This is a genomic window from Streptomyces sp. NPDC087901, from assembly GCF_044742205.1.
Lineage (GTDB): Bacteria > Actinomycetota > Actinomycetes > Streptomycetales > Streptomycetaceae > Streptomyces.
Genome location: NZ_JBIUUC010000007.1, coordinates 56,874 through 79,575, shown reverse-complemented (window position 1 = coordinate 79,575; position 22,702 = coordinate 56,874). Strand labels below are relative to the sequence as shown.

Below are 22,702 nucleotides of genomic sequence, written 5' to 3'. Positions count from 1 at the left end.
TCTACGACCGCGCAGGGAGTCTGGACAATGGCCGACCGCTATCTGCACCTCACCGGCACAGCAACCGGCCGATTTCTGACCCGGAAGCTCGGCCTGCCCCAGCCCGCACAGCTGCGCCGCTGGACCCTGGAGACCCGGACCCTCACCGGTCCGGTCCTCCACCTCACCGCCGGGGACTCCGCCGTCACGGACGAGCTCGGCACCGTCCTCGCCGCCTGCGGCCAGGAGGTCGTGGCACGCGCCGACCGGCCCGCCGGAATCGTCCTGGACGCGACGGCCGTCGACACCGCAGCCGGACTCGGAGCCGTGCACGCCGCACTCCACCCCGTCGTCCGCTCGCTCGCACCGGGCGGCCGCATCGTCGTCCTCGGGACACACCCGTCCCCGGACGACCACCACCAGGCCGCCGCCCAACAGGCCCTCGAAGGGTTCGTGCGCTCACTCGGCAAGGAGATCGGCAGGGGCGCCACCGTACAGCTGCTGCGCATCGCACCCGGCTCGGTCACCGGCGCCGAATCCACCCTGCGCTTCCTGCTCTCCCCCCGGTCCGCGTACATCAGCGGCCAGGTCATCGAGGTGAGCGACGCCGCCCCCGACCCCGTCGCCGACTGGGCCGCCCCGCTCGCCGGCCGCACCGCACTGGTCACCGGCGCCGCCCGCGGCATCGGCGCCTCGGTCGCCTCGGTCCTCGCCCGGGACGGCGCCCACGTCATCTGCCTGGACATCCCGCAGGCCCAGGAGGACCTGGTGCGCACCGCGGACCGGCTCGGCGCCACCGCCCTGCCGCTGGACATCACCGCCGGCGACGCGGCCGAGCGGATCGCAGCCGCGGCCCCGGACGGCCTCGACATCCTCGTCCACAACGCCGGCATCACCCGCGACCGGCGGCTCGCCAACATGGCCGCCGACCGCTGGGCCTCGGTCATCGACGTCAACCTCGACAGCGTCCTGCGCACCACGGACGCCTTGCTGAAAGCCGGCACGGTCAACCGCGGCGGCCGGATCGTCGCCACCGCCTCCATCGCCGGCATCGCGGGCAACAACGGCCAGACGAACTACGCGGCCAGCAAAGCCGGCATCATCGGCCTCGTCCGCTCCCTCGCCCCGCGCGCCGCCGCCGACCACGGCGTCACGGTCAACGCGGTGGCCCCCGGCTTCATCGAGACGAAGATGACCGCGGCCGTCCCGCTCTTCATCCGGGAGGCCGGGCGCCGGATGAACTCCCTCTCGCAGGGCGGCCTCCCGGTCGACGTCGCCGAGACGACCGCCTGGTTCGCCCAGCCCGCGTCGAGCGCCGTCAACGGCCAGATCGTCCGGGTCTGCGGCCAGAGCCTGCTGGGAGCGTGAACCGGATGCCGAGCCTGACCCTCTCCCTGGTCCGCGGCGCTGTCACCTCCCCGTTCAAACGGGCGGGCAGGCCGGGCGCCGCGCTGCCTGCCGGCCGGGCCCACCTCCCCGCCGCAGCCGTCGCCCCCGGGCCTCTGGCCGCGTACCGCGCGATCTGCGGCTTCACCGAGCCGGACGCCCTGCCGGTGACGTACCCGCATGTCCTGGCCTTCCCGCTCGCCATGCGGCTGATGGCCCGAGGGCGCTTCCCGCTGCCGGTCACCGGGCTCGTCCACACCTGGATCGAGATCACCGCACACCGAACGCTCCGCCCCGGTGACCACCTTGAACTCACGGTGTACGCGAAGGAGCTGACGCCGCACCGCCGGGGCACCGAGGTCACCGTGGTGACCGAGGCGCGGCTGGGGGGCGAGCTGGTGTGGGAGTCCCGCAGCGGCTATCTGTCACGCCACGCGACACGTACGGGTACGGGTACGGATACGACCACGGCCCCGGCCCCGGCTCCCGCCGCTCCCGAACCGGCACTCCCCGCCGTCACCGAGTGGCAGCTGCCCGCCGGCCTCGGCCGGCGCTACGGAGCCGCCTCCGGCGACCGCAACCCGATCCACCTCCACCCGCTGACCGCCCGGCTGTTCGGCTTCCCCCGCGCCATCGCCCACGGCATGTGGACCGTCGCCCGCTGCCTCGCCGAAGCCCCGCAGCCCCACCTGATCCGCTCGGTGCGGGCCGACTTCAAGGCACCCGTCCTGCTGCCCGGCACCGTCACCTACGCAGCGGACGGCGCCGCCTTCCAGCTCCGCGACCCCAACGGCGACCGCGTTCACCTCACCGGTACCGCGACGCCCGGCCGGGACGCTACGCCCGGCCCGCGGACTGACCCGGAGGCTGCCAGGGACGGCCGTTCATAAGGTTCTCCAGACCGGCCCAGGAGAAGTTCATCAAGGTGGCCGCCGCCTCCTTGGCGGAGACGCCCGGAGTCTCGTTCGCCCATCCGGCGAGCGACTCCGCGGCGCCCACCAACGCCTGCGCCAGCCCCGTCACATCGCGGTCGGGGAGCGCCGGATCATGGTGCGCCTCGCGTGCCGCGGCGCCGATCAGACCCGTCACGAACGCAACGATCTCCTCGCGCATCACGTTCACCTCGGTGGCGAACGGCTCCCCGTGCGTCCGCGCCTGCCGGTACAGCACCGCCCAGCCGTCCGGGTTCTCCGCGGTGTGCGTGAAGAACGCCCGGAGCCCCTCCCAGAGTTGCCGGTCCGCCGGCAGCCCGGGCTGCACACCCGCCTGCACCGCCGCGACCAGCGCTTTCGCCTCGCGCCCGATGCACGCGGAGAAGAGTTCGTCCTTGGAATTCAGGTAGAGATAGACCAACGGCTTGGACACGCCGGCCAGCTCGGCGATCTCGTCCATCGAGGCCGCACGGAATCCGCGCTGCCCGAAGATCCGGACCGCGGCATCCATCATCTGCTGCTCACGCACCGCGCGCGGCATCCGTTTGCTCTTCACAGCACCCACGTCGACTTCCTCCCACCCCCGCTGCGCTACTCCGCGGTAAGACTACGGCGCGGGTCCCCCGGCCGTCGTACGGAACGGAAGCCGCTGGGCCACTATGGCCGGTAGCCGTCCACCGGTGTGCACCCCTGTGGGATGACCCCTGTACGACCCTGGTCCCACCCGGGGTCACCCCTGGGACCGATGCTTTCGACCTGTACCGCCGCCTAGCGTCCCGGCATGACCATGAGACTCCGCAGTCGGACGACCATCGCCTTCCTCTCCGCCACACTCCTGCTGGCCGCACCCGTCGCCACCGCCCAGGCCTTACCGAAACCGGCACCGTCGGCCTCAGCCACCACCACGCTCGAACTGCCCCGCCCAACCGGCCCGTACGCCGTCGGCGCCGAGGTCCTGCACCTCACCGACCACGAACGCACCGACCCCTGGGTGCCCGAAGCCGGGGACCGTGAACTGATGGTGTCCGTCCACTACCCGGCCCGTACCGCGGGCGGGAGCACCGCCGCCCCGTACATGAGCGCCGAAGAGGCCCGGCTGATGCTGGCGGCGCGCGGACTGGACGGCATCGTGCCCGCCTCCGTCGTCAGCTCCACCTCCACCCACGCCCGTACGGACGCTCTCGCCGCCCGGGGCCGGTTCCCCCTCGTGCTGCTCTCCCCCGGCTTCGGCACGCCCCGCGCCACTCTGACCTCCCTCGCCGAGGACCTGGCGAGCCGCGGCTATGTCGTGGCGAGCGTCGATCACGCCTACGAGTCCACCGGAACGACGTTCCCCGACGGACGGGTCCTCACGTGCGCGGCCTGCGACGCGGCCGAGGCGGCACCGGACGACGAGGCCGAACGGGAGGTGCTGAGGACGGTCTCCACCGGACGGGCCGCCGACCTCTCCTTCGTGCTCGACCGGCTGACCGGCATCCGTCCGGCCTGGAAGAACTCCCGCATGATCGACAGGCGCCGGGTCGCCGTGGCCGGCCACTCCATCGGCGGCAGCGCGGCCGCCTCAGCGATGCTTGCCGATCCTCGCTTCGATGCCGGGGTCAACATGGACGGCACCTTCTTCGAGCCGGTCCCCCGCTCGGGCATCGGGAACCGTCCGTTCCTGATGCTCGGCACCGACGCGGGCCACCACCCCAGCAGCCTCGACGGGTCCTGGGACGAGGGCTGGCAGCGCCTGGACGGCTGGAAGCGCTGGCTGACCGTCAAGGACTCGGGCCACTTCACCTTCACGGACAACCCGGAACTCGCCGAACAGCTCGGCCTGCCGGTGGACCCGGCGGCCAGCCTCTCCGCCGACCGGTCGACACGGATCACCCGTGACTACGTGGCGGCCTTCCTCGACCAGCATCTGCGGGACCGGCCTCAGCCCCTGCTGGACGGCCCCACACCGGGCAACCCCGAGGTCGTCTTCCAGCAGCCCTGACGGCGCCCGCCACGCATCGGAGCGCCCCCGGTCCAGTGGGACCGGGGGCGCTCCGGAGGATCGTGCGTGCGGGTTACGCGGCGACAGCCACCCGCTCCGGCTCGACGTCCTGCACCTCGACGTCGTCGACCGGGGAGGCCGAGGCCGAGTTGTACGCGTCGTGGTCGAGGATCTTCTCGCGGGCCGAGACGATCACCGGGACGAGCGCCTGGCCGGCCACGTTCGTCGCCGTCCGCATCATGTCCAGGATCGGGTCGATCGCCATCAGCAGGCCGACACCCTCCAGCGGGAGACCCAGCGTCGACAGCGTCAGGGTCAGCATGACCGTGGCGCCGGTGAGGCCGGCGGTGGCCGCCGAGCCGATCACCGAGACGAACGCGATGAGGATGTAGTCACCGATACCCAGCTGCACGTCGAAGATCTGCGCGATGAAGATCGCGGCGAGCGCCGGGTAGATCGCGGCGCAGCCGTCCATCTTGGTCGTCGCGCCGAACGGGACGGCGAAGGAGGCGTACTCCTTCGGGACGCCGAGGCGCTCGGTGACCTTCTGGGTGACCGGCATCGTGCCGACCGACGAGCGGGAGACGAAGGCCAGCTGGATCGCGGGCCAGGCACCCTTGAAGAACTGGAGCGGGCTGACCTTGGCGACGGTGGCGAGCAACAGCGGGTAGACGCCGAACATCACCAGGGCGCAGCCGATGTAGACGTCGGCGGTGAACGTCGCGTACTTGCCGATCAGGTCCCAGCCGTAGTCGGCGATGGCGTAGCCGATGAGGCCGACGGTGCCGAGGGGGGCGAGGCGGATGACCCACCACAGGGCCTTCTGGAGGAGCTCCAGGATCGACTCGCTGAGGGTGAGGATCGGCTGGGCCTTCTCGCCGAGCTTGAGCGCGGCGATACCGGCGACGGCGGCCATGAAGACGATCTGCAGGACGTTCAGCTCGGTGAACGGCGTGATCACGTTGTCCGGGATGATGCCGGTCAGGAAGTCGAGCCAGGAGCCCGCGTGCTCCGGGAGCTTGCCGTCCTTCGGGGTGAGGCCGGTGCCGGAGCCCGGGTTGGTGATCAGGCCGATCGCGAGGCCGATGGCGACCGCGATGAGCGAGGTGATCATGAACCAGAGCAGCGTGCGGGTGGCCAGCCTGGCGGCGTTGTTGACCTTGCGCAGGTTGGTGATCGACACCAGGATCGCGAAGAAGACGAGGGGCGCGACGGCCAGCTTCAGCAGCTGGACGAAGATGTGGCCGACCTTGTCGAGCGTGGTGTAGAGCCACTCGATGTCGTAGCTGCGGGTGAGCCAGCCGAGCAGGACGCCGAGGACGAGACCGGCGACGATCTGGGCCCAGAACGGGACCTTGGGTATGCGGAAACCGGAGCCGGAGGGCTCATCGGTGGTGGCGGACGCGGGGTTCGCGGACACGGACACACTCCAGATGTGACGCATCGGGACGCACGGGGACGGTGCGGGGGGGACGGGGGTGCGGCGCCCGCGTCAGGGTCTGTCCGGTGGATCAGGGTCGGACAGGGCGGCGCCGCTGCATGATGCCGGTATCAGACGTTGCGGCAACAGACCGCGGACATACAGCGGCAGAGATCGACATGCAGGCGCTCCACGAGCGGGATGCTCGCGGCAGGACGGAGGCGCACAGCTGTCTTCATGTCGAACACGTTAACACTTGAACTTTGAGAACCTCAAAGGTCTTCTTTGGTCCCGAGGGATGGGCCACGCCCCGCCCCCTGCCCCCGGGAACGCGAAAACCCCAGTACAGGAGCGCTTGCTCCGGTGCTGGGGTTTCGAAAAGAAAGGGCGCGGGTGTGAGGAGGCTTACAAATCCCTTACTCCACCCTCACCGAATCACTGCTGGGCGACGCCGTCCTCGCGGGTGCGGTTCGCTTCGAGGCGGGCCTTGGCGCGGTCGACCGAGGACACGATCTGCTCGGACATCTCGTCGCGCTGCTTGCGCAGCAGTACGTAGCTGAGCGGCGCGGAGAGCACCAGCGCGAGCAGGACGACCCAGACGATGTTGGAGCCCCCGGCGCCGGAGGGGATGACCCCGAAGTTGACGGCGATGGCGGCAACGACGAGGCAGCCGACGAAGATGCTGAGACGCATCGCGGTGTACCGGATCGTTGCGCTCGGCTTGGCAGCGGACACAGCTGGCCCTCTCTCTACGTACGACAGTCCTGCCCGACCAGTGAAGCATGCCCCACAATCGATCAGTTCGGAGGGCTGCTCCAAGGGCACGCCAGGCACCCCTTCGAGCCCCGGCGCCCGCACTCAGCCGAGCGGCAGCAGCATGATGATGTCGTCGCGGTCGTCACCCTCGGCCACCCGGATCGCCCCCGGCACCCTTCCGACCTCCTTGTACCCGCAGGCGGCGTAGAAACGGTCGGCGCCGGTGCCGCCGCGGCAGGTGAGCCGGATGGCCTCGATGCCGTCGAGGGTGCGGGCGGCGTCGGCGGCCGCGGTCATCAGGTCGCGCCCGTAGCCGCGGCCCTGGTGACGGGGGTGGACCATCACGGTGTAGATCCAGAGCCAGTGCGACATCAGCCGGTGCGTGTTGTGTGCGAGGAAGGCCGTGGCGGCGATGGTGCCGTCCTCGTCGTAGCCGACCAGCAGCCGCGTACGGCCCTCGGCCATCGCGACCAGGTGCTTGACGAGCTCGGGCCGGACGTCCTGGTCCGTCACGGGCGGCACGAATCCCACCGCGCCCCCCGCGTTGGACACGTCCGCCCAGAGCGCGGCTATACCGTCCCGAACGGACCGGTCGAACTTGGGATCCAGCTCAAACGTAAGCGCCATAGCCGCAGATTAACCATTACTCACCGTCGACTCAACCACCGTCCGGAACGCGAGAAAGCTCCGGCCGGGGACGGCGGCCGGAGCTTTCGTACAGTGCTGCGCGCGACGGGGCGCGCGCCGGGTCAGACCCGCATCGGCTGCGGCGACTCGCGCCGCTCCGCGTCCGGGCCCGGGTACTCGCGGATGATCTCGTACCGGGTGTTGCGCTCCACGGGCCGGAAGCCCGCGTCGCGGATCAGGTCCAGCAGATCCTCACGGCCGAGCTTGTTCGGCGTGCCGTAGTTGTCCGCGTCGTGCGTGATCTTGTACTCGACGACCGAGCCGTCCATGTCGTCCGCGCCGTGCTGGAGCGCCAGCTGGGCGGTCTGCACACCGTGCATCACCCAGAAGACCTTGACGTGCGGAACGTTGTCGAACAGCAGCCGGGAGACCGCGAAGGTCTTCAGCGCCTCCGCACCCGTCGCCATCGTCGTCCGCGCCTGGAGCTTGTTGCGGACCTTGCCGTCCTTCATGTCCACGAAGTCGTGCTGGTAGCGCAGCGGGATGAAGACCTGGAAGCCGCCGGTCTCGTCCTGCAGCTCACGCAGCCGCAGCACGTGGTCGACGCGGTGACGGGGCTCCTCGATGTGCCCGTACAGCATCGTCGCCGGGGTCTTGAGACCCTTCTCGTGCGCGAGCCGGTGGATGCGCGACCAGTCCTCCCAGTGGGTGGCGTGGTCGACGATGTGCTGGCGGACCTCCCAGTCGAAGATCTCCGCACCGCCGCCGGTCAGCGACTCCAGACCGGCCTCGATGAGCTCGTCGAGGATCTCGGAGGCGGAAAGCCCCGAGATGGTCTCGAAGTGGTGGATCTCGGTGGCGGTGAACGCCTTGAGGGAGACCTCCGGCAGCGCTTCCTTCAGCGCGCTCAGCGAACGCGGGTAGTAGCGCCACGGCAGGGTGGGGTGCAGCCCGTTGACGATGTGCAGCTCGGTGAGGCTCTCGCCCTCCATCGCCTTCGCGAGACGGACGGCCTCCTCGATGCGCATCGTGTACGCGTCCTTCTCCCCCGGCTTGCGCTGGAAGGAGCAGTACGCGCACGAGGCGGTGCACACGTTGGTCATGTTGAGGTGACGGTTGACGTTGAAGTGGACGACGTCGCCGTTCTTGCGCGTACGCACCTCATGGGCCAGACCGCCCAGCCAGGCCAGGTCGTCGGACTCGTAGAGCGCGATCCCGTCCTCGCGGGTCAGCCGCTCACCGTCCCGGACCTTCTGCTCCAGCTCGCGCTTGAGTCCCGCGTCCACTAGGGCGCCTCCCATATCTCTCCGTAACAGACTTCAGCTCACCGTACGCCTAGCCCTCTTCGGGAAGGTCCCCGACCCGGTTCTCCCACTTGGTGGAGAGCACGATCGTCGTACGCGTCCGCGAGACACCCTTGGTCCCGCTAAGCCGGCGGATGGTCTTCTCCAGGCCGTCCACGTCACCGACCCGGACCTTGAGCATGTAGGAGTCGTCGCCCGCGATGAACCAGGCGTCCTCGATCTCGGCGAGGTCCTTCAGCCGGCGCGCCACGTCCTCGTGGTCGGCGGCGTCCGAGAGCGAGATGCCGATCAGTGCCGTGACCCCGAGGCCGAGCGAGGCGGCGTCGACGGTGGCGCGGTAGCCGGTGATGACACCGGCGGTTTCCAGCCGGTTGATGCGGTCGGTGACGCTGGGCCCGGAGAGCCCCACGAGCCGTCCCAGCTCGGCGTACGAGGCCCTGCCGTTCTCCCTGAGGGCCTGGATGAGCTGCCTGTCCACCGCGTCCATGTGACTGAAACCTTCCATTGTTCAGCAGTATCGCGAGTCTATGTGTAGAATCTAAGGCATGCAGGCTTGGCAGCCTGCAAATCTTTCCGAACTTCCAAAAAATGCTTTCGAATCTTCAGGAGTGGATACACCGTGTACACGATCGAGATGGCCTACGCCCGGATGCGCGAGCTGCAGGACCTGGCCAACCGCTCGCGTGCCCACCAGCCCGCCGCGGCCCACCGGGTCGACAAGAGCCGCAGCCCGCGGACCCCCAAGAAGCGCTGACCCCACCCGGATCAGCCGCGAGAGCCGCCACCGAGCTCTCCCTCCCAGCGGCGGTACAGCCGGTGCGGCACCCCCGCCGCGTCCAGCACCCGCCCCGCGACGAAATCCACCAGATCCTGGATATGCGTCGCCCCCGCGTAGAACGCCGGAGAGGCGGGCAGCACGACCGCGCCCGCCTCGTCCAGGGTCACCATGTGCTTCAGCGTCTGACCGTTCAGCGGCGTCTCGCGCACCGCGACGACCAGCTTCCGCCGCTCCTTGAGCGTCACGCTCGCGGCCCGCTGCAGCAGATCCTTCGAAAGCCCGAGCGCCACCCCGGCCACACACGCCGTCGACGCGGGCACGATCAGCATCCCCTTCGCCGGGTACGACCCCGAGGACGGCCCCGCGGCCAGATCGCCGGCCGCCCAGTGCCGTACACCGGACACGTCCACATCGAAGGTGTGCGGCTTCCCGTCCGCACCCCGCGCCAGCCAGCCGGCCAGGTCCTCCTGCCAGTGCGCGTCGCGGAACGCGATCCCCGTCTCGTCCAGCAGCGTCAGCCGCGAGGCCCGGCTCACCACCAGATCGACGCTCTCGCCCGCGGCCAGCAGACCGCGCAGCACGGAGGCGGCGAATGGGGTGCCCGAAGCGCCCGAAACCCCGACAATCCAAGGCTTTCGCTGCTGCTGACTCACTGAAGTCCCGGAATCCACACCCCCGAGCCTATCCGGCGCCCCGCTCCACCGATGCCTCAGGAGTTCGGGCCCGCCGCGGTGCTACGCGGCCAGACCCCGCACCAGCAGGTCCAGCAGCGCGCACGCGAACAGCGCGATCCCGATGAATCCGTTGACCTGGAAGAACGCCCGGTTCAGCCGCGACAGATCGTGCGGCCGCACCACCCGGTGCTCGTACACGAACGCCACGGCGACGATCACCATGCCGATCCAGTAGAAGAGCCCGGCCTCCGTGGCCAGACCGAACCAGACCAGCAGGCCCGTCGTCACCACGTGGCAGACCCGCGCGCCCCACAGCGCCGCCGGGACACCGAAGCGCGCCGGGACGGACAGCACCCCGTGGGCGCGGTCGGCCTGCACGTCCTGGCAGGCGAAGATCAGATCGAAGCCACCGATCCAGACGCCGACGGCGAGACCCAGGATCACCGCGTCCCACGACCAGGTGCCCGTCACCGCCAGCCAGGCACCGACCGGCCCCATGGCCTGGGCGATGCCCAGAATCGCGTGCGGGTAGGTCGTGAACCGCTTGCCGTACGGGTAGACGACCATCGGGATCACGGCGATCGGCGCCAGCGCCAGACAGAGCGGGTTCAGCAGGGCAGCCGCCCCGAGGAACACGACGACGGCGACGAGCGCGCCAGTCCACGCCGACCTCACCGACACCGCTCCGGTCACCAGTTCACGGCCGGCGGTGCGCGGATTACGGGCGTCGATCTCCCGGTCGATGATCCGGTTCGCGGCCATCGCGAACGTGCGCAGCCCGACCATCGCGACGGTGACCAGCAGCAGCGTCACCCACTGGATCGACCCGTCGTCCAGGAACATCGCGGTCAGGGCGGCGATGTACGCGAAGGGCAGCGCGAAGACCGAGTGCTCGATCATCACGAGCCGCAGGAACGCCTTGACCTTGCTGCTCGGTTGCGCGGGCCCGGAGCCCAGGGTCGCTTCGGCAGCGCTCACAGTCCGTATTCCTTCCACCGGCGGTCGACCTTCGCCGCCGTGTCCGGGTCGGACTCGACCATGTCCGGCCAGCCCCCGTCCCGGGTGTAGCCCTCCTCGGGCCACTTCTTCGTCGCGTCGATGCCCGCCTTGCCGCCCCAGAACTGCTGGTAGGAGGCGTGGTCGAGATGGTCGACGGGGCCCTCGGCGACGGTGAGGTCACGCGCGTAGTCGGTGTTGCCGAGCGCCCGCCAGGACACCTCGTGCAGATCGTGGACGTCGCAGTCGGAGTCCACGACGACGATCAGCTTCGTCAGCGACATCATGTGCGCGCCCCAGATCGCGCTCATCACCTTCTGGGCGTGCTTCGGGTACTTCTTGTCGATCGAGACGATCGCGCAGTTGTGGAATCCGCCGGACTCGGGCAGGTGGTAGTCCACGATGTCCGGGACGATGATCTTGAGCAGCGGCAGGAAGAACCGCTCGGTGGCCCGCCCCAGCGGACCGTCCTCGGTCGGCGGCCGGCCGACCACGATGGACTGGAGCAGCGGCCGCTTCCGCATGGTCACGCAGTCGATGGTCAGCGCGGGGAACGGCTCCTGCGGCGTGTAGAAACCGGTGTGGTCGCCGAACGGCCCCTCGGGAAGCATCTCCCCGGGCTCCAGCCACCCCTCGATGACGACCTCGGCGTTGGCCGGGACCTGGAGCGGAACGGTCTTGCAGTCGACCATCTCGATGCGCTTGCCCTGGATGAACCCGGCGAAGAGGTACTCGTCGATGTCCCCGGGCAGCGGCGCGGTGGAGGCGTACGTGACCGCGGGCGGCGCCCCGAAGGCGATGGCGACCGGCAGCCGCTCACCGCGCTTGGCGGCGACCTGGTAGTGGTTGCGGCTGTCCTTGTGGATCTGCCAGTGCATCCCGATGGTGCGACGGTCGTGGCGCTGGAGGCGGTAGAGCCCCAGGTTCCGGACGCCGGTCTCGGGGTGCTTGGTGTGCGTGAGCCCCAGGTTGAAGAACGAACCGCCGTCCTTGGGCCAGGTGAACAGCGCGGGCAGCTGGTCCAGGTCCACGTCGTCGCCGGTGAGGACGACCTCCTGGACGGGGGCGTTCTCGGACTTCACCTTCTTCGGCGGTACGTGCACCATCGTGCCGAGCTTGCCGAAGGCCTCCCGTACGCCGACGAAGCCGTGCGGCAGCTCGGGCTTGAGGAGCCCGCCGATCTTGTCGCTGATGTCAGCGTAGGACTTCAGCCCGAGCGCCTTGAGGAGGCGCTTGTCGGTGCCGAACACGTTCATGGCCAGGGGCATCGAGGAGCCCTTGACATTCTCGAAGAGCAGCGCGGGTCCGCCGGCCTTGTTCACCCGGTCGACGATCTCGCCGACCTCCAGGTAGGGGTCGACCTCGGCCTTGATGCGCTTGAGCTCGCCCTCGCGCTCCAGAGCCCGGAGGAGGGATCGAAGATCGTCGTAAGCCATGCGGTCAAGTATCGGCCACCCGCTACCCTGGGCCCGTCACCGGGGCGGGACATTGCCCCGCCAACTCTCCTCGGGGGGACCTTCCGCCATGTTCCGGGCTCTGATCTATCTCCTGCCTCTGGCGCTGACGATCTACGCGTTCATCGACTGCCTGAACACCCCGGAGGACGAGGCCAAGCACCTGCCGAAGATCGCCTGGGTCTTCATCATCCTGCTGTTCTGGATCGTCGGCCCGATCGTGTGGCTGGCCGCGGGCAAGATGCGCGAGGTGCCCGCCGGAGGCCGTACGCCGTCCGAATGGCACCGCAACCACCGTCAGCGGTGGGTGGCGCCCGACGACAATCCGGACTTCCTGAAGTCGCTGAAGGACGAGAACGAGAAGGACGAGGCCGTCCTCAAGGACTGGGAGGCGGACCTGCGCCGCCGCGAGGACGAGCTCAAGCGGCGGGAGAACGGGCCTGAGGGTTCGACCCCGCCCGCTTCCTGACCGTCACTCCCGCCCGCTTCCCGACCGTCGGCCCCGCCCGCTTCCGGGCCCGGGACCGGATCACGCGTACAGCTGCTGCCCCAGCTTGTCGAGCAGGGGCAGCAGTGCTGTGCGCTCCTCGGGGGTGAGCGCTTCGAGTGCGGCGTGCACGGCGCGCATCTCGGCGCGGATGGTGTGGGCGAGCTCCGTGCCTTCGGCGGTACGGCTCGCGACCTTGGAGCGGCGGTCGTCGGGGGCCGGGGTCCGGCGGACCAGGCCGCGGGTCTCCATGCGGCCGACGAGACCGGTGGCATTGGACGCGTCGCAGACCAGGTGGGCGGCGAGGGCGCTCATCGGCATGGGCTCGTTGAGCGCGATCAGCGCACGGGCCTGCGAGGTCGACAGGCCGTGACGGGCGGCGACGGCGGTGAGGTCGTCGTGGTGGCCGCGGACGACGAGGGCCAGGGGCTCCAGGAGGTCCTCCGGGGTCGGCACGGGGCGATCGTCCGGAGCAGTGGCGGCGCGGGGCGTCGGTTCGGTGGTCATGGTCGGCCATTCTTCGATCGGCGTCCGCCGACATTTATTTGACATGCTCAACTTTTGGCAGTTACATGAACTGTATTGCTTGAGCATATCAAGTTCCATGCCGGCCTCGCCGGTGTTCAGCCGCATTCCGCTCACCGCAGGGAGTACCCCCATGCCCTCCGTTCCCGAGACCGTCGCCCACCTCCGCGCCACCTTCCGCACCGGGCGCACCAAGAGCCTCGACTGGCGCACGGGACAGCTCCGGCAGCTGCGCGCGCTGCTCACCGAGCGCGGTGACGAACTCGCCGACGCGCTCAACGCCGACCTCGGCAAGAGCCGCAAGGAGGCGTACCGCACCGAGATCGACTTCACGATCCGCGAGATCGACCACACGCTGGAGCACCTGGCCGACTGGCTGCGGCCCGAGCCCGCTCCCGTACCGGCCTCGCTGGGCGGGGCGAAGGCGCACACCGTGCAGGACCCGCTCGGTGTCGTCCTGGTCATCGCGCCCTGGAACTACCCGGCGCAGCTGCTGCTCGCCCCGGTCGTCGGCGCGCTGGCCGGGGGCAACGCGGTGGTGGTCAAGCCGAGCGAGATGGCGCCCGCGACCTCCGCCGCCGTCGCGCGGCTGCTGCCGCGGTATCTGGACACGGACGCGGTCGCCGTCGTGGAGGGGGCGGTCCCCGAGACCACCGCACTGCTCGCGGAGCGCTTCGACCACATCTTCTACACCGGCAACGGCACGGTGGGCCGGATCGTGATGGCCGCCGCGGCGAAGCACCTCACTCCCGTGACGCTCGAACTGGGCGGCAAGTCACCGGTCTTCGTGGACCGGGACACTGACCTGAAGGCGGTGGCGGGCCGGCTGGCGGCCGGCAAGTTCCTGAACGCGGGCCAGACGTGCGTGGCCCCCGACTACGTGCTGACCGACCCGGAGACCGGCGCGGCCCTCGCGGAGGCGCTCGCCGCCGCGGTCGAGGGGCTGTTCGGGGCGGATGCCTCGGCCCACCCGGAGTACGGGCGGATCGTGAACCACCGCCACTTCGACCGGCTGACGGCTCTGCTGGACTCCGGTCGCGCGGTGACCGGCGGGACGTATGACCGCGACAGCAAGTACATCGCCCCGACCGTGCTGGCCGACGTGGCGCCGGACGCGCCCGTGATGCGGGAGGAGATCTTCGGCCCGGTGCTCCCGATCGTGACGGTCGGCGGTCTGGACGAGGCGATCACGTTCATCAACGAACGCGACAAGCCGCTGGCCCTGTACGCGTTCACCGATTCGGACGCCGTACGTGAGCGGCTGATCGGCGAGACGTCGTCGGGCGCGGTCGGCATCGGGCTGCCGCTGGCCCATCTCACGGTGTCGGACCTGCCGTTCGGCGGGGTCGGCGAGAGCGGGATGGGGAGTTACCACGGCCGCTACTCACTGGAGACGTTCAGTCACCGTAAGGCGGTCCTGGACACCCCGATGCCCTCATGAGCGCGGCCGGGCAGGACGCGGCGTGGCTGGCGACCGCCCTCGACGAGGCCCGCGCCGGGCTCGCCGAGGGCGGTGTCCCGATCGGCGCCGCCCTGTACGGGGCGGACGGCACGCTGCTCGGCCGCGGCCGCAACCGCCGGGTCCAGGACGGCGATCCGTCGATGCACGCGGAGACGGCCGCCTTCCGGGCGGCCGGGCGGCAGCGCTCGTACCGGGGCACGACGATGGTGACGACGCTGTCCCCCTGCTGGTACTGCTCAGGCCTGGTACGACAGTTCGGGATCTCGCGGGTGGTGATCGGTGAGGCGGAGACCTTCCACGGCGGGCACGACTGGCTGGCCCGGCACGGAGTGGAGGTCGTGCTGCTGGACGACGCGGCGTGCGTGGAGCTCATGCGCGGTTTCGTAACTGAGCACCCGGCGCTGTGGAACGAGGACATCGGCGACGACTGAGCCCCCCTGCCTCGCATCGCGCCCCCGAGCCGATCGTTCGAAATTCTTCACCCTCCTCCAACACCCGGCCGATATCCTGATGTTGACGGAGTGACAGATCGGGGCAGGCGTCGGCGCTGGGGGTGCTGTGGAGAGAGATCTGTACGGGCGCGAGGCAGTTTTCGGTGACGACGGACTTGCGGCGCGCCTGACCGGTCTCACTCCACACGGTGCGCGGCGGGTCGTCTGCGAGCACGCCGAAGACCCGCCGGTCGCGGTGCTGACGGGCGGCCGCGGCATGGGCAAGACGGCCGTGCTCAAGCAACTGCGCACCCTGTACCGGGAGATCACCCCGGTCGCTCTCGTGGACTGCGAGACCGTGCTGCCGCCCGCGGACCCCGGTCCCGGCTGGACACCGGTGACCGGGGTGCTGCCGGAGCTGGCCACACAGCTCACGGCGCGGGTGCACGCCGCCCGTCCGGTGCAGTTTCCCCGCCTCAGTCTGGGGCTGGTGGCGGTGGCCTCGGTTTCCTGGCGGCGGGAGGACGAGTCGCGGGCCCAGCGTGATCTGCAGTCGCTCGGCCCGGTGATGGCGACCCTCGACACCCGGGGCGACGCCGCGACGGGCTGGGTCACCAAGGTGCTGACGAAGCTGGCGGCCGGGGCGTTCGACTCGGTGGCGCCGATGGCGGGCATGGTGGCCGAGGCGACCGTGGAGACGGTGCTGGAGGAGACGTTCAGCCGGTTCCAGCGGCGAGCGGCGGACTGGTACGGAACGTATCCGCACGCGGGCGGCAACGGACGTATCGGACTGCGGCAGTTGGCGGTCGACTTCGAGCGCGGCGGCGATCTGCGCCGCCGTGCCGAGGACCATCTGGTGCTGGCCCTGGTCGCCGACGTGGTGCGGGCCTACCGCGGGATGGCGCGCAGCGCCCGGCGGGGCCGCCCGGTGCTGCTCCTCGACAACGCGCACACCCCCTTGGGCCGGCAGCTGGTCGAGCCGCTGCTTCGGCAGCGCGCGAGCGGGGCGCGGGACCAGATCGCGGTGTTCGCGTCCTCCCGCGTCCATGACCACGCGGGGCTGAGCCATGCCGTGCGCCGGCGGCTGCCCGAGGTGGCGCACGCCTCGCACTGGACGCGGGGCACGGAGGTGACCTCCGGCATCCTGGCGGTCGCCCTCACCGCCCTGGACGCGGGGCATGTGCGCTCCGCGCTCGACCGGCACGATCCGCACGGCCGCACCCCCGCCGGGCTGGCGCGCGGGGTGCACCGGCTGACTGGCGGCCGGCCGCTGGGGGTGGCCCTGCTCGCGCAGGCGGCGGGCGAGTCGCCGGACCCGGGCGCCCTGGTGCCGGGGGCGTTGCTGGACAGCACGGTGGAGCTGCGCGAGGACCGGCCACCGGTACGGGTGGCCGACGAGCTGCTGGAGCGGCTGCTGCCGGGGCAGCGCCCGGACGTGCTGAGCGTGCTGGCCGCCGCGCACGGCGAGGACTCGGCGCGGCTGCTGGCCACGACGCGGCTGCGCGGGGAGTCGCTGGACGGGGATGTGGCACTGCGGGTGCGGGACGCGCTGCGGTCGGAGGACTGGCCGGTGGGGCCGGAGCACTTCGTCGCCGATCCGCTGCTGCGGGCGCTGTTGCTGCACCGGCTGCGGTTCCAGGACGACGACCCGCCGTACTACGCGGTGTGGCGCGCGGTGCACGAGACGCTGCGTTCGGCGTACGCCGCCGGGGGCAGGTTCCCGAGCGAGCGGCACCGGCTGCACCAGGAGCTGGTGCTGGGCGGGACGGAGGACTGTGTGACGCATCTGCGGGTGCAGTTCGCCCGGCCCGATGTGCTGCGCTGGCTCGACTCGCTGCGGTTCATCGCCTCGGCCCCGTTCCCGCGGCCGCCGGGCAGCACCGGTCCCGATCCGCGCCGGGCCGTCGCGCTCGGGCGGGGGGCCGCGTCGGACGACGCCTGGGCGGCGCTCGCCGGACTCGGCGAGCGGGATGCCGAACTCCAGCTGCAGTTGCGGCGGTTGCTGCACGCCGTCTGGCTGTTGTCCGATCCGCTGGCCCTGCCCGACGAAGAGGTGATCGACAAGATGGCGCACGAGCTGCGGCAGTTGTCCGGCAGGCATGCGACGGGACACGCGGTGCTCTGGGACGCGGCGACACACTGGCCTCGCGACCTGCGGGACTGGCGGGCGCTGTCCATGCCGCCGGGGGCGCCCGATCCGGCCCGGGCCGGATCGGGCGGCCGGGGAGACGGTGGTCCGGATGCGTAACCCGCTGCGGTACCGCCTGTGGTGGACCACCCGGCAGAAGATCGTCACGACGGCGGTGGTGGCCGCCCTGCTGGTCACGGCCGGCTGGTACGGCGTGGGCCGCATCACCGCACCCGAGGACCGTTCCTGCGCGGCGGGGGTGGAGCGGCCGCAGGGCAGCGACGAGTGCGTCGGGGTGTCCGGGGACGGCTACGACTTCGGGCAGGCGCAGCTGACGTCTGCCGCCGCGGCGATCGGCCGGGAGAACCGCTCACTGAAGAAGGACGCCCCGTATGCGACGGTGGCGCTGCTGCTCCCGCTGACCTCGACCGACGCGTCCATGCGGACGAAGGTCCTGCATGAGCTCCAGGGGGCGTTCGCCGCGCAGTACCGGGCCAACCACCACGCGAACGGGCAGGTCCCGCGGATCCGGGTGGTGCTCGCCAACACCGGGAACAACAGCCTGCAGTGGCGCCCCGTGGTGGACCGGCTGCTCACGATGACAGGGGCTCCGGACCGGCTGCGCGCGGTGTCCGGGGTCGCGATCAGCAGTACGCAGTCCAAGGAGGCGGTGAAGGAGCTGACCGGGGCGGGGATTCCGGTCGTGGGCTCCACGATCACCGCCGACGACATCGCCAACGGCCCCGGCGGCGACCCGTTCCCCGGCCTGGCCCGGGTCTCGCCGACCAACCGGGACGAGGCCCGCGCCCTCGCCTCGTTCGGTGAGGTGAAGGCGGACAAGGCGCTGCTGGTGCAGGACACCCGCAGCGGCGACCACTACACGGACACCCTGAAGTCGGCGTTCAGCACGCTGCTGAAGGGGTCGAAGTACGAGCCGCAGCTGTTCACCTCGCGAAAGGATCCGTACGACGAGGGGACCACGGCCAACACCTTCGAGCAGATCACCCATCTCATCTGTGACACGGACGCGGACACGGTGTTCTTCGCCGGGCGCCACGTCCAGCTGCGCCAGTTCGTCAACGCGCTGGGGGCGCGCGGCTGTCAGAACCGCCGCTTCACGGTGCTCACCGGTGACGAGGGCTCGTACCTGGGTGACGACAAGAAGCTCGACCGGAACGCGCTGCGGCGCAAGGTGACGGTCCGCTACGCCTCGCTGGCGCATCCGGACGCCTGGCCCGCGGTGACGTCAGGGAAGAAGCAGCCGACGGGAGGCTCGGCCGAGGACTACCGGGCGTTCACCGACCTGCTGGCCGAGGTGGGGAAGAAGCCGGTCGGTCCGATCGGGGCGACCGCGCACGACGACCTGACCGACGGGCAGTTGATCATCGCCCATGACGCGATGACGCTGGCGGTGGCGGGGATCCGGCGGGCGACCGCCGACGGGGAGGAGCTGCCCGGCCTGGAGGACGTGGGCGGCCAGTGGCCCCGGGTGAAGGGTTCCCTGCGGGTGCGGGGGGCCAGCGGCTGGATCTGCCTGGACAACCACGGCAACCCGTACAACAAGGCCGTGCCGGTGGTGGAGCTGGCACCGGACCCGCCGCATCAGCGGTTCTCGGCGCTGGCCTGGCCGGAGGGGAAGCCGCCGAAGGAGCAGTGCCTGCCGCCGTCGTCCACGCCCTGACGCGGGATACGGAACGCGGCTGCCCGCCCCCGCCGGAGCGGGGACGGGCAGCCGTGGTGTGCGGGGGCTCAGACGCCGGCGTAGGAGTGCTTGCCGGTGACGAAGATGTTGACGCCGTAGTAGTTGAAGATCCAGCAGCCGAAGGCGATCAGCGCCAGGTAGGCGGCCTTGCGGCCCTTCCATCCGGCGGTGGCGCGGGCGTGCAGGTAGCAGGCGTACGCGACCCAGGTGATGAAGGACCAGACCTCCTTGGGGTCCCAGCCCCAGTAGCGGCCCCAGGCGTCGCCGGCCCAGATCGCGCCCGCGATGATCGTGAACGTCCACAGCGGGAAGACGGCGGCGTTGATCCGGTACGAGAACTTGTCGAGGCTCGACGCGGACGGCATCCGGGAGAGCACGGAATGGGCGAACGTGCCCGGCTCCCCGCCGTTGGCGATCTTGCTCTCGTAGCTGTCGCGGAAGAGGTAGATCAGGGTGCCGATACCGCCGATGAAGAACACGGCGCCACAGATGATGGCGGTGGAGACGTGGATCCACAGCCAGTACGAGTGCAGTGCGGGCACCAGCTGGTCGCTGGAGGTGTAGAGGACCGTGGTCGCGAGGCCGAGGTCCAGCAGGATGGCCGTGATCAGGATCAGGCCCATCCAGCGGACGTTCTTCTTCAGGGCGAGCAGGGCCAGGTACGCGCCGACCGCCACCGTGGAGAAGGTGATGGAGAACTCGTACATGTTGCCCCAGGGGGCGCGCTGCACGGACAGGGCGCGGGCGATGACCCCGCCTGCCTGGATGAGGAAGGCGAGCACGGTCATGGAGACCGCGATCCGCCCGTAGAGGTCGCCCTTGAAGGTGCCTCCAGCGGCGCCGGGCCCGTCCGGAACGTCGCGCGATCCGGCCGCGGAGCGGGTGACGATCTTCGGCCGTTCCAGGACGGCGGTGGCGCCGCCCTTCTGCGCGACCTGGACTTTCACCGTGCCGGCGGCGCCCTCGGCGGTCAGCTCGGCGGCGGTGCGGCCGACCTTGCTGCGGGACCCGAACACCCACTCGGCGATGTGCGCGAAGAAGGCCAGGGTGTAGACGGCCATCGACGAATAGATCAGCACATTGCTGGTGTGTGCCAGATTCTCGTTGGTTGCGGCGGCGAGATTCACTTCTCAGCCCCTTCGGAAGGTTCTGCGGAGGACGCGGCGACGACGTGGGTGCCGGAATCCGGATCGGTGTCGGGGTCGGTGTCTGGGCCGGGCGCCGTGGGCGCGACGGCGTTGAGCGTGACCGCGAGATCGGCCAGCTCCTCGGGAAGCTTCGCGGACTCGCTGCGGCCGAGCCCCGCCATTTCGACGACGGTGACGCCGTCGGCTCCGCGCACGGCACGGATCCAGACCCGGCGCCGCTGGATGAACAGGGAGCCGGCGAGTCCGGCGATCGCGCCGATGGCCCCGGTGAGCGCCCAGCCGCTGGCCGGCTGCTCCGAGATCTGGAAGCTCGCCCACTCCTGAAGGCCCTCGAAGGTGATGGAGCCGGCGCCGTCGGGCAGCTTCATCGTCTCGCCGACGAGCAGCCGCTGCTTGAGCTGCTTGCCCTTGGAGTCCTTGAACTCCTTCATCTTGGACGTGTTCAGCTGGTAGACGTTCTGGGGCAGTCCGGAGTCGACGCCGAGCGAGCCGTGGAAACCGTTGAGCGCGAGCACCGGCATGTCGGCGGCGGGGAACTGCGAGAACATCGTCCCCTTGCCGCTGCCCGCGAAGGTCGGCACGAAGAAGGCCTGGAAGCCCAGCTGCTCCTTCTTGTCGTTCTTGTCGCGGTAGCCGTCCATCACCTTGATCGCACCGGACGAGGTGACGTTGTTGTCGATCGGCAGCAGCGGCACGGCGGCCTTGTAGACCTCCTTGCCGCGGCCGTCCTTGACGGAGACGACGGGCGCATAGCCGTGGGCGTTGAGATAGACCTTCGTACCGTCCACGACAAGGGGTTCGTTGACCTTGATGACGCCCTTCTTCGACTTGCCGTACGCGCCCTCGGAGTACGTGATGCGGGCCTCGTAGGTGCGGGGCGTACCGATCTGCGGGCCGCTGCGCTCGTACGTACCGACGAAGTCGTCGAGGGTGAAGCTGAAGGGGGCGAGCGAGTCCTTGTCGTAGAGCGAGCCGGACTTGAAGTCGTCGTACTGGGTGATCGTGTTGGAGAACCCGTCGCCCTCGACGACCAGCTTGCCGCCCTCGGACTTGAAGAGCTGTCCCCAGGCGAAGGCCACCAGCATCACGATGAGCGCGATGTGGAACATCAGGTTCCCGGCCTCGCGCAGATAGCCCTTCTCCGCGGCGACGGCATCACCGGCCTCATGCGCCCGGTAGCGGCGCTTGCGCATCATCGCGAGCGCGGCCTCGCGGACCTGCTCGGGCTCGGCCTCGGTGCGCCAGGTGGTGTACGCGGGCAGCCGTGTCAGGCGCTTGGGCGCGCCCGGCGGGCGGCTGCGGAGCTGACCGATGAACGTGCCGGTGCGCGGGACGATGCAGCCGATGAGCGAAATGAACAGCAGGATGTAGATCGCGGAGAACCACACCGAGCTGTAGACGTCGAAGAACTGGAGCTTCTCGTAGATCGGCGTGACGGTGGTGTGGAGCCCCTTGAAGGTCTGCACCTTGAGCTCGTCGACGCTGTTCTGCGGGATCAGCGAGCCGGGGATGGCGCCGAGCGACAGCAGGAAGAGCAGGATCAGCGCGACCCGCATGGAGGTCAGCTGACGCCAGAACCAGCGGGCCCAGCCGATGACGCCCATGGCGGGAAGGTTCGCCAGGGTCTCCTCGCGCGGCGCGGTGGAGAGCTGGGAGCCGGCGGCGCCGAGCTCCCGGGCGGTCTCCCTGTCCTGCTCCGCGCGCACCTCCCGCTCATCGGGGCGCTCGCGCTCCTGGGGAGGGTTGGACTTGGTGTTGCTCATCGGTACTCAGATCCCCACCGTGAAGCCGTTGGACCAGCCCTGCAGTTCCTGCATCATGCTGCCCCACGCGCCGGTCAGCAGGAGCAGCCCGGTCACGATCATCATGCCGCCGCCGACGCGCATGACCCAGACGTAGTGGCGCTTGACCCAGCTGAACGCACCGAGCGCCTTGCGGAAGGCGACGGCCGCGAGCACGAAGGGAACGCCCAGGCCGAGGCAGTAGGCGACGGACAGTATGGCGCCGCGTCCGGCGGTCGCCTCGGTGAAGGCCAGCGCGTTGACCGAGGCGAGTGTCGGGCCGAGGCAGGGGGTCCAGCCGATCCCGAAGAGGGCGCCGAGCAGCGGGGCGCCCACCAGTCCGGTGACCGGCTTCTTGTGGATACGGAACTCACGCTGCGTCATCCACGGCATCAGGCCCATGAAGAAGACGCCCATCAGGATCATCAGCACGCCGAGGACCTTGGAGAGGGTCCCGCTGTACTCCTGAAGGGTCTGGCCGAAGTAACCGAAGAGCGCGCCGCCGGAGACGAACACGGCGGTGAAGCCGATCACGAAGAGCGAGGCACCCGCGACGGTCCTGCCGCGACGGGCATCGCCGAGGTCGGTGCCGCTGACCCCGGTGACGTAACTGAGGTAGCCGGGGACGAGCGGTAGGACACACGGCGAGAAGAAGGAGACGAGTCCGCCGAGCAGGGCGATGGGCAGGGCGACCAGCAGGGCCCCGCTCAGAACGGTCTCGTTCTGGGTGGCGGCGGCGAGGGTGATCACC

At 70.2% G+C, this 22,702-nt stretch carries 22 protein-coding genes; 9 read left to right on the top strand and 13 right to left on the bottom strand.

The window, feature by feature from the left end:
- Positions 1 to 27: 27 nt before the first annotated feature.
- Complete coding sequence (locus ACIOEW_RS22410; protein ID WP_401965291.1) at positions 28 to 1,347, top strand: 3-oxoacyl-ACP reductase; 1,320 nt, start codon at positions 28 to 30, stop codon at positions 1,345 to 1,347.
- 5 nt (positions 1,348 to 1,352) lie between these two features.
- Complete coding sequence (locus ACIOEW_RS22405) at positions 1,353 to 2,255, top strand: MaoC/PaaZ C-terminal domain-containing protein (protein WP_401965289.1); 903 nt, start codon at positions 1,353 to 1,355, stop codon at positions 2,253 to 2,255.
- On the opposite strand, the gene ACIOEW_RS22400 is transcribed toward ACIOEW_RS22405, so the two are convergent.
- Entirely contained in the window at positions 2,203 to 2,838 is a 636-nt protein-coding gene (locus tag ACIOEW_RS22400; RefSeq protein ID WP_362553877.1) for a TetR/AcrR family transcriptional regulator, read from the bottom strand. The two genes, ACIOEW_RS22405 and ACIOEW_RS22400, sit on opposite strands and share 53 nt — an antisense overlap.
- 240 nt (positions 2,839 to 3,078) lie before the next feature.
- Here ACIOEW_RS22400 and ACIOEW_RS22395 point away from each other — a divergent pair, with 240 nt between their 5' ends.
- Complete coding sequence (locus tag ACIOEW_RS22395) at positions 3,079 to 4,278, top strand: alpha/beta hydrolase family protein (protein ID WP_401965286.1); 1,200 nt, start codon at positions 3,079 to 3,081, stop codon at positions 4,276 to 4,278.
- A gap of 73 nt (positions 4,279 to 4,351) precedes the next feature.
- Here the strand turns inward: ACIOEW_RS22395 and ACIOEW_RS22390 are convergent, their stop codons facing one another.
- The 5 genes from ACIOEW_RS22390 to ACIOEW_RS22370 form a co-directional block, all read right to left on the bottom strand.
- Positions 4,352 to 5,698, bottom strand: coding sequence for a dicarboxylate/amino acid:cation symporter (locus tag ACIOEW_RS22390; RefSeq protein ID WP_362553702.1), 1,347 nt, complete (start codon positions 5,696 to 5,698; stop codon positions 4,352 to 4,354).
- Between the two features lie 435 nt (positions 5,699 to 6,133).
- Entirely contained in the window at positions 6,134 to 6,391 is a 258-nt protein-coding gene (locus tag ACIOEW_RS22385; protein ID WP_362553705.1) for a DUF4229 domain-containing protein, read from the bottom strand.
- A gap of 165 nt (positions 6,392 to 6,556) precedes the next feature.
- Positions 6,557 to 7,081: a GNAT family N-acetyltransferase gene (locus ACIOEW_RS22380; protein ID WP_401965283.1), complete on the bottom strand. Its 525-nt coding sequence runs from the start codon at positions 7,079 to 7,081 to the stop codon at positions 6,557 to 6,559.
- 122 nt (positions 7,082 to 7,203) lie between these two features.
- Complete coding sequence (gene mqnE, locus ACIOEW_RS22375; RefSeq protein ID WP_362553880.1) at positions 7,204 to 8,367, bottom strand: aminofutalosine synthase MqnE; 1,164 nt, start codon at positions 8,365 to 8,367, stop codon at positions 7,204 to 7,206.
- A gap of 49 nt (positions 8,368 to 8,416) precedes the next feature.
- Complete coding sequence (locus tag ACIOEW_RS22370) at positions 8,417 to 8,872, bottom strand: Lrp/AsnC family transcriptional regulator (RefSeq protein WP_311311891.1); 456 nt, start codon at positions 8,870 to 8,872, stop codon at positions 8,417 to 8,419.
- Between the two features lie 132 nt (positions 8,873 to 9,004).
- Here ACIOEW_RS22370 and ACIOEW_RS22365 point away from each other — a divergent pair, with 132 nt between their 5' ends.
- Positions 9,005 to 9,139 carry a hypothetical protein gene (locus ACIOEW_RS22365; RefSeq protein ID WP_401965279.1) on the top strand — a complete coding sequence of 45 codons (135 nt, stop codon included), beginning with the start codon at positions 9,005 to 9,007 and terminating at the stop codon, positions 9,137 to 9,139.
- An 11-nt stretch (positions 9,140 to 9,150) separates the two neighbouring features.
- Here ACIOEW_RS22365 and ACIOEW_RS22360 read toward each other — a convergent pair whose 3' ends face one another.
- From ACIOEW_RS22360 to ACIOEW_RS22350, 3 genes are all read right to left on the bottom strand, one after another.
- Positions 9,151 to 9,816 (bottom strand): UbiX family flavin prenyltransferase, encoded by a 666-nt coding sequence (locus tag ACIOEW_RS22360; RefSeq protein WP_350991642.1) that lies wholly within the window; start codon positions 9,814 to 9,816, stop codon positions 9,151 to 9,153.
- Between the two features lie 81 nt (positions 9,817 to 9,897).
- Positions 9,898 to 10,815 carry a menaquinone biosynthesis prenyltransferase MqnP gene (gene mqnP / locus ACIOEW_RS22355; RefSeq protein WP_362553714.1) on the bottom strand — a complete coding sequence of 306 codons (918 nt, stop codon included), beginning with the start codon at positions 10,813 to 10,815 and terminating at the stop codon, positions 9,898 to 9,900.
- A complete protein-coding gene (locus tag ACIOEW_RS22350; RefSeq protein ID WP_401965276.1) occupies positions 10,812 to 12,269 on the bottom strand; it encodes a menaquinone biosynthesis decarboxylase in 1,458 nt (485 codons plus the stop codon). The genes mqnP and ACIOEW_RS22350 overlap by 4 nt, the downstream gene beginning before the upstream one ends.
- An 88-nt stretch (positions 12,270 to 12,357) precedes the next feature.
- Here ACIOEW_RS22350 and ACIOEW_RS22345 point away from each other — a divergent pair, with 88 nt between their 5' ends.
- A complete protein-coding gene (locus tag ACIOEW_RS22345; protein ID WP_401965273.1) occupies positions 12,358 to 12,756 on the top strand; it encodes a PLD nuclease N-terminal domain-containing protein in 399 nt (132 codons plus the stop codon).
- A 60-nt stretch (positions 12,757 to 12,816) separates the two neighbouring features.
- Here ACIOEW_RS22345 and ACIOEW_RS22340 read toward each other — a convergent pair whose 3' ends face one another.
- Entirely contained in the window at positions 12,817 to 13,281 is a 465-nt protein-coding gene (locus ACIOEW_RS22340; protein ID WP_401965271.1) for a MarR family winged helix-turn-helix transcriptional regulator, read from the bottom strand.
- 151 nt (positions 13,282 to 13,432) lie between these two features.
- Here ACIOEW_RS22340 and ACIOEW_RS22335 point away from each other — a divergent pair, with 151 nt between their 5' ends.
- From ACIOEW_RS22335 to ACIOEW_RS22320, 4 genes are all read left to right on the top strand, one after another.
- Positions 13,433 to 14,740, top strand: a complete 1,308-nt coding sequence (locus tag ACIOEW_RS22335; protein ID WP_401965270.1) for an aldehyde dehydrogenase family protein — start codon at positions 13,433 to 13,435, stop codon at positions 14,738 to 14,740.
- A complete protein-coding gene (locus ACIOEW_RS22330) occupies positions 14,737 to 15,192 on the top strand; it encodes a nucleoside deaminase (protein WP_401965268.1) in 456 nt (151 codons plus the stop codon). The genes ACIOEW_RS22335 and ACIOEW_RS22330 overlap by 4 nt, the downstream gene beginning before the upstream one ends.
- Before the next feature lie 127 nt (positions 15,193 to 15,319).
- On the top strand, positions 15,320 to 17,440 hold the full coding sequence (locus tag ACIOEW_RS22325) for a hypothetical protein (protein ID WP_401965267.1): 2,121 nt from the start codon (positions 15,320 to 15,322) through the stop codon (positions 17,438 to 17,440).
- Positions 17,433 to 19,001, top strand: coding sequence for an ABC transporter substrate-binding protein (locus ACIOEW_RS22320; RefSeq protein ID WP_401965265.1), 1,569 nt, complete (start codon positions 17,433 to 17,435; stop codon positions 18,999 to 19,001). Before ACIOEW_RS22325 ends, ACIOEW_RS22320 begins: the two co-directional genes overlap by 8 nt.
- A gap of 68 nt (positions 19,002 to 19,069) precedes the next feature.
- Here the strand turns inward: ACIOEW_RS22320 and ccsB are convergent, their stop codons facing one another.
- From ccsB to ACIOEW_RS22305, 3 genes are read right to left on the bottom strand one after another with little or no spacing between them, the layout of a single operon-like run.
- Complete coding sequence (ccsB, locus tag ACIOEW_RS22315) at positions 19,070 to 20,149, bottom strand: c-type cytochrome biogenesis protein CcsB (protein WP_401965264.1); 1,080 nt, start codon at positions 20,147 to 20,149, stop codon at positions 19,070 to 19,072.
- Positions 20,146 to 21,933 carry a cytochrome c biogenesis protein ResB gene (locus ACIOEW_RS22310; protein WP_401965262.1) on the bottom strand — a complete coding sequence of 596 codons (1,788 nt, stop codon included), beginning with the start codon at positions 21,931 to 21,933 and terminating at the stop codon, positions 20,146 to 20,148. The genes ccsB and ACIOEW_RS22310 overlap by 4 nt, the downstream gene beginning before the upstream one ends.
- Positions 21,934 to 21,939: 6 nt before the next feature.
- A complete protein-coding gene (locus ACIOEW_RS22305; RefSeq protein ID WP_401965261.1) occupies positions 21,940 to 22,701 on the bottom strand; it encodes a cytochrome c biogenesis CcdA family protein in 762 nt (253 codons plus the stop codon).
- Between the last annotated feature and the right edge of the window lies 1 nt (position 22,702).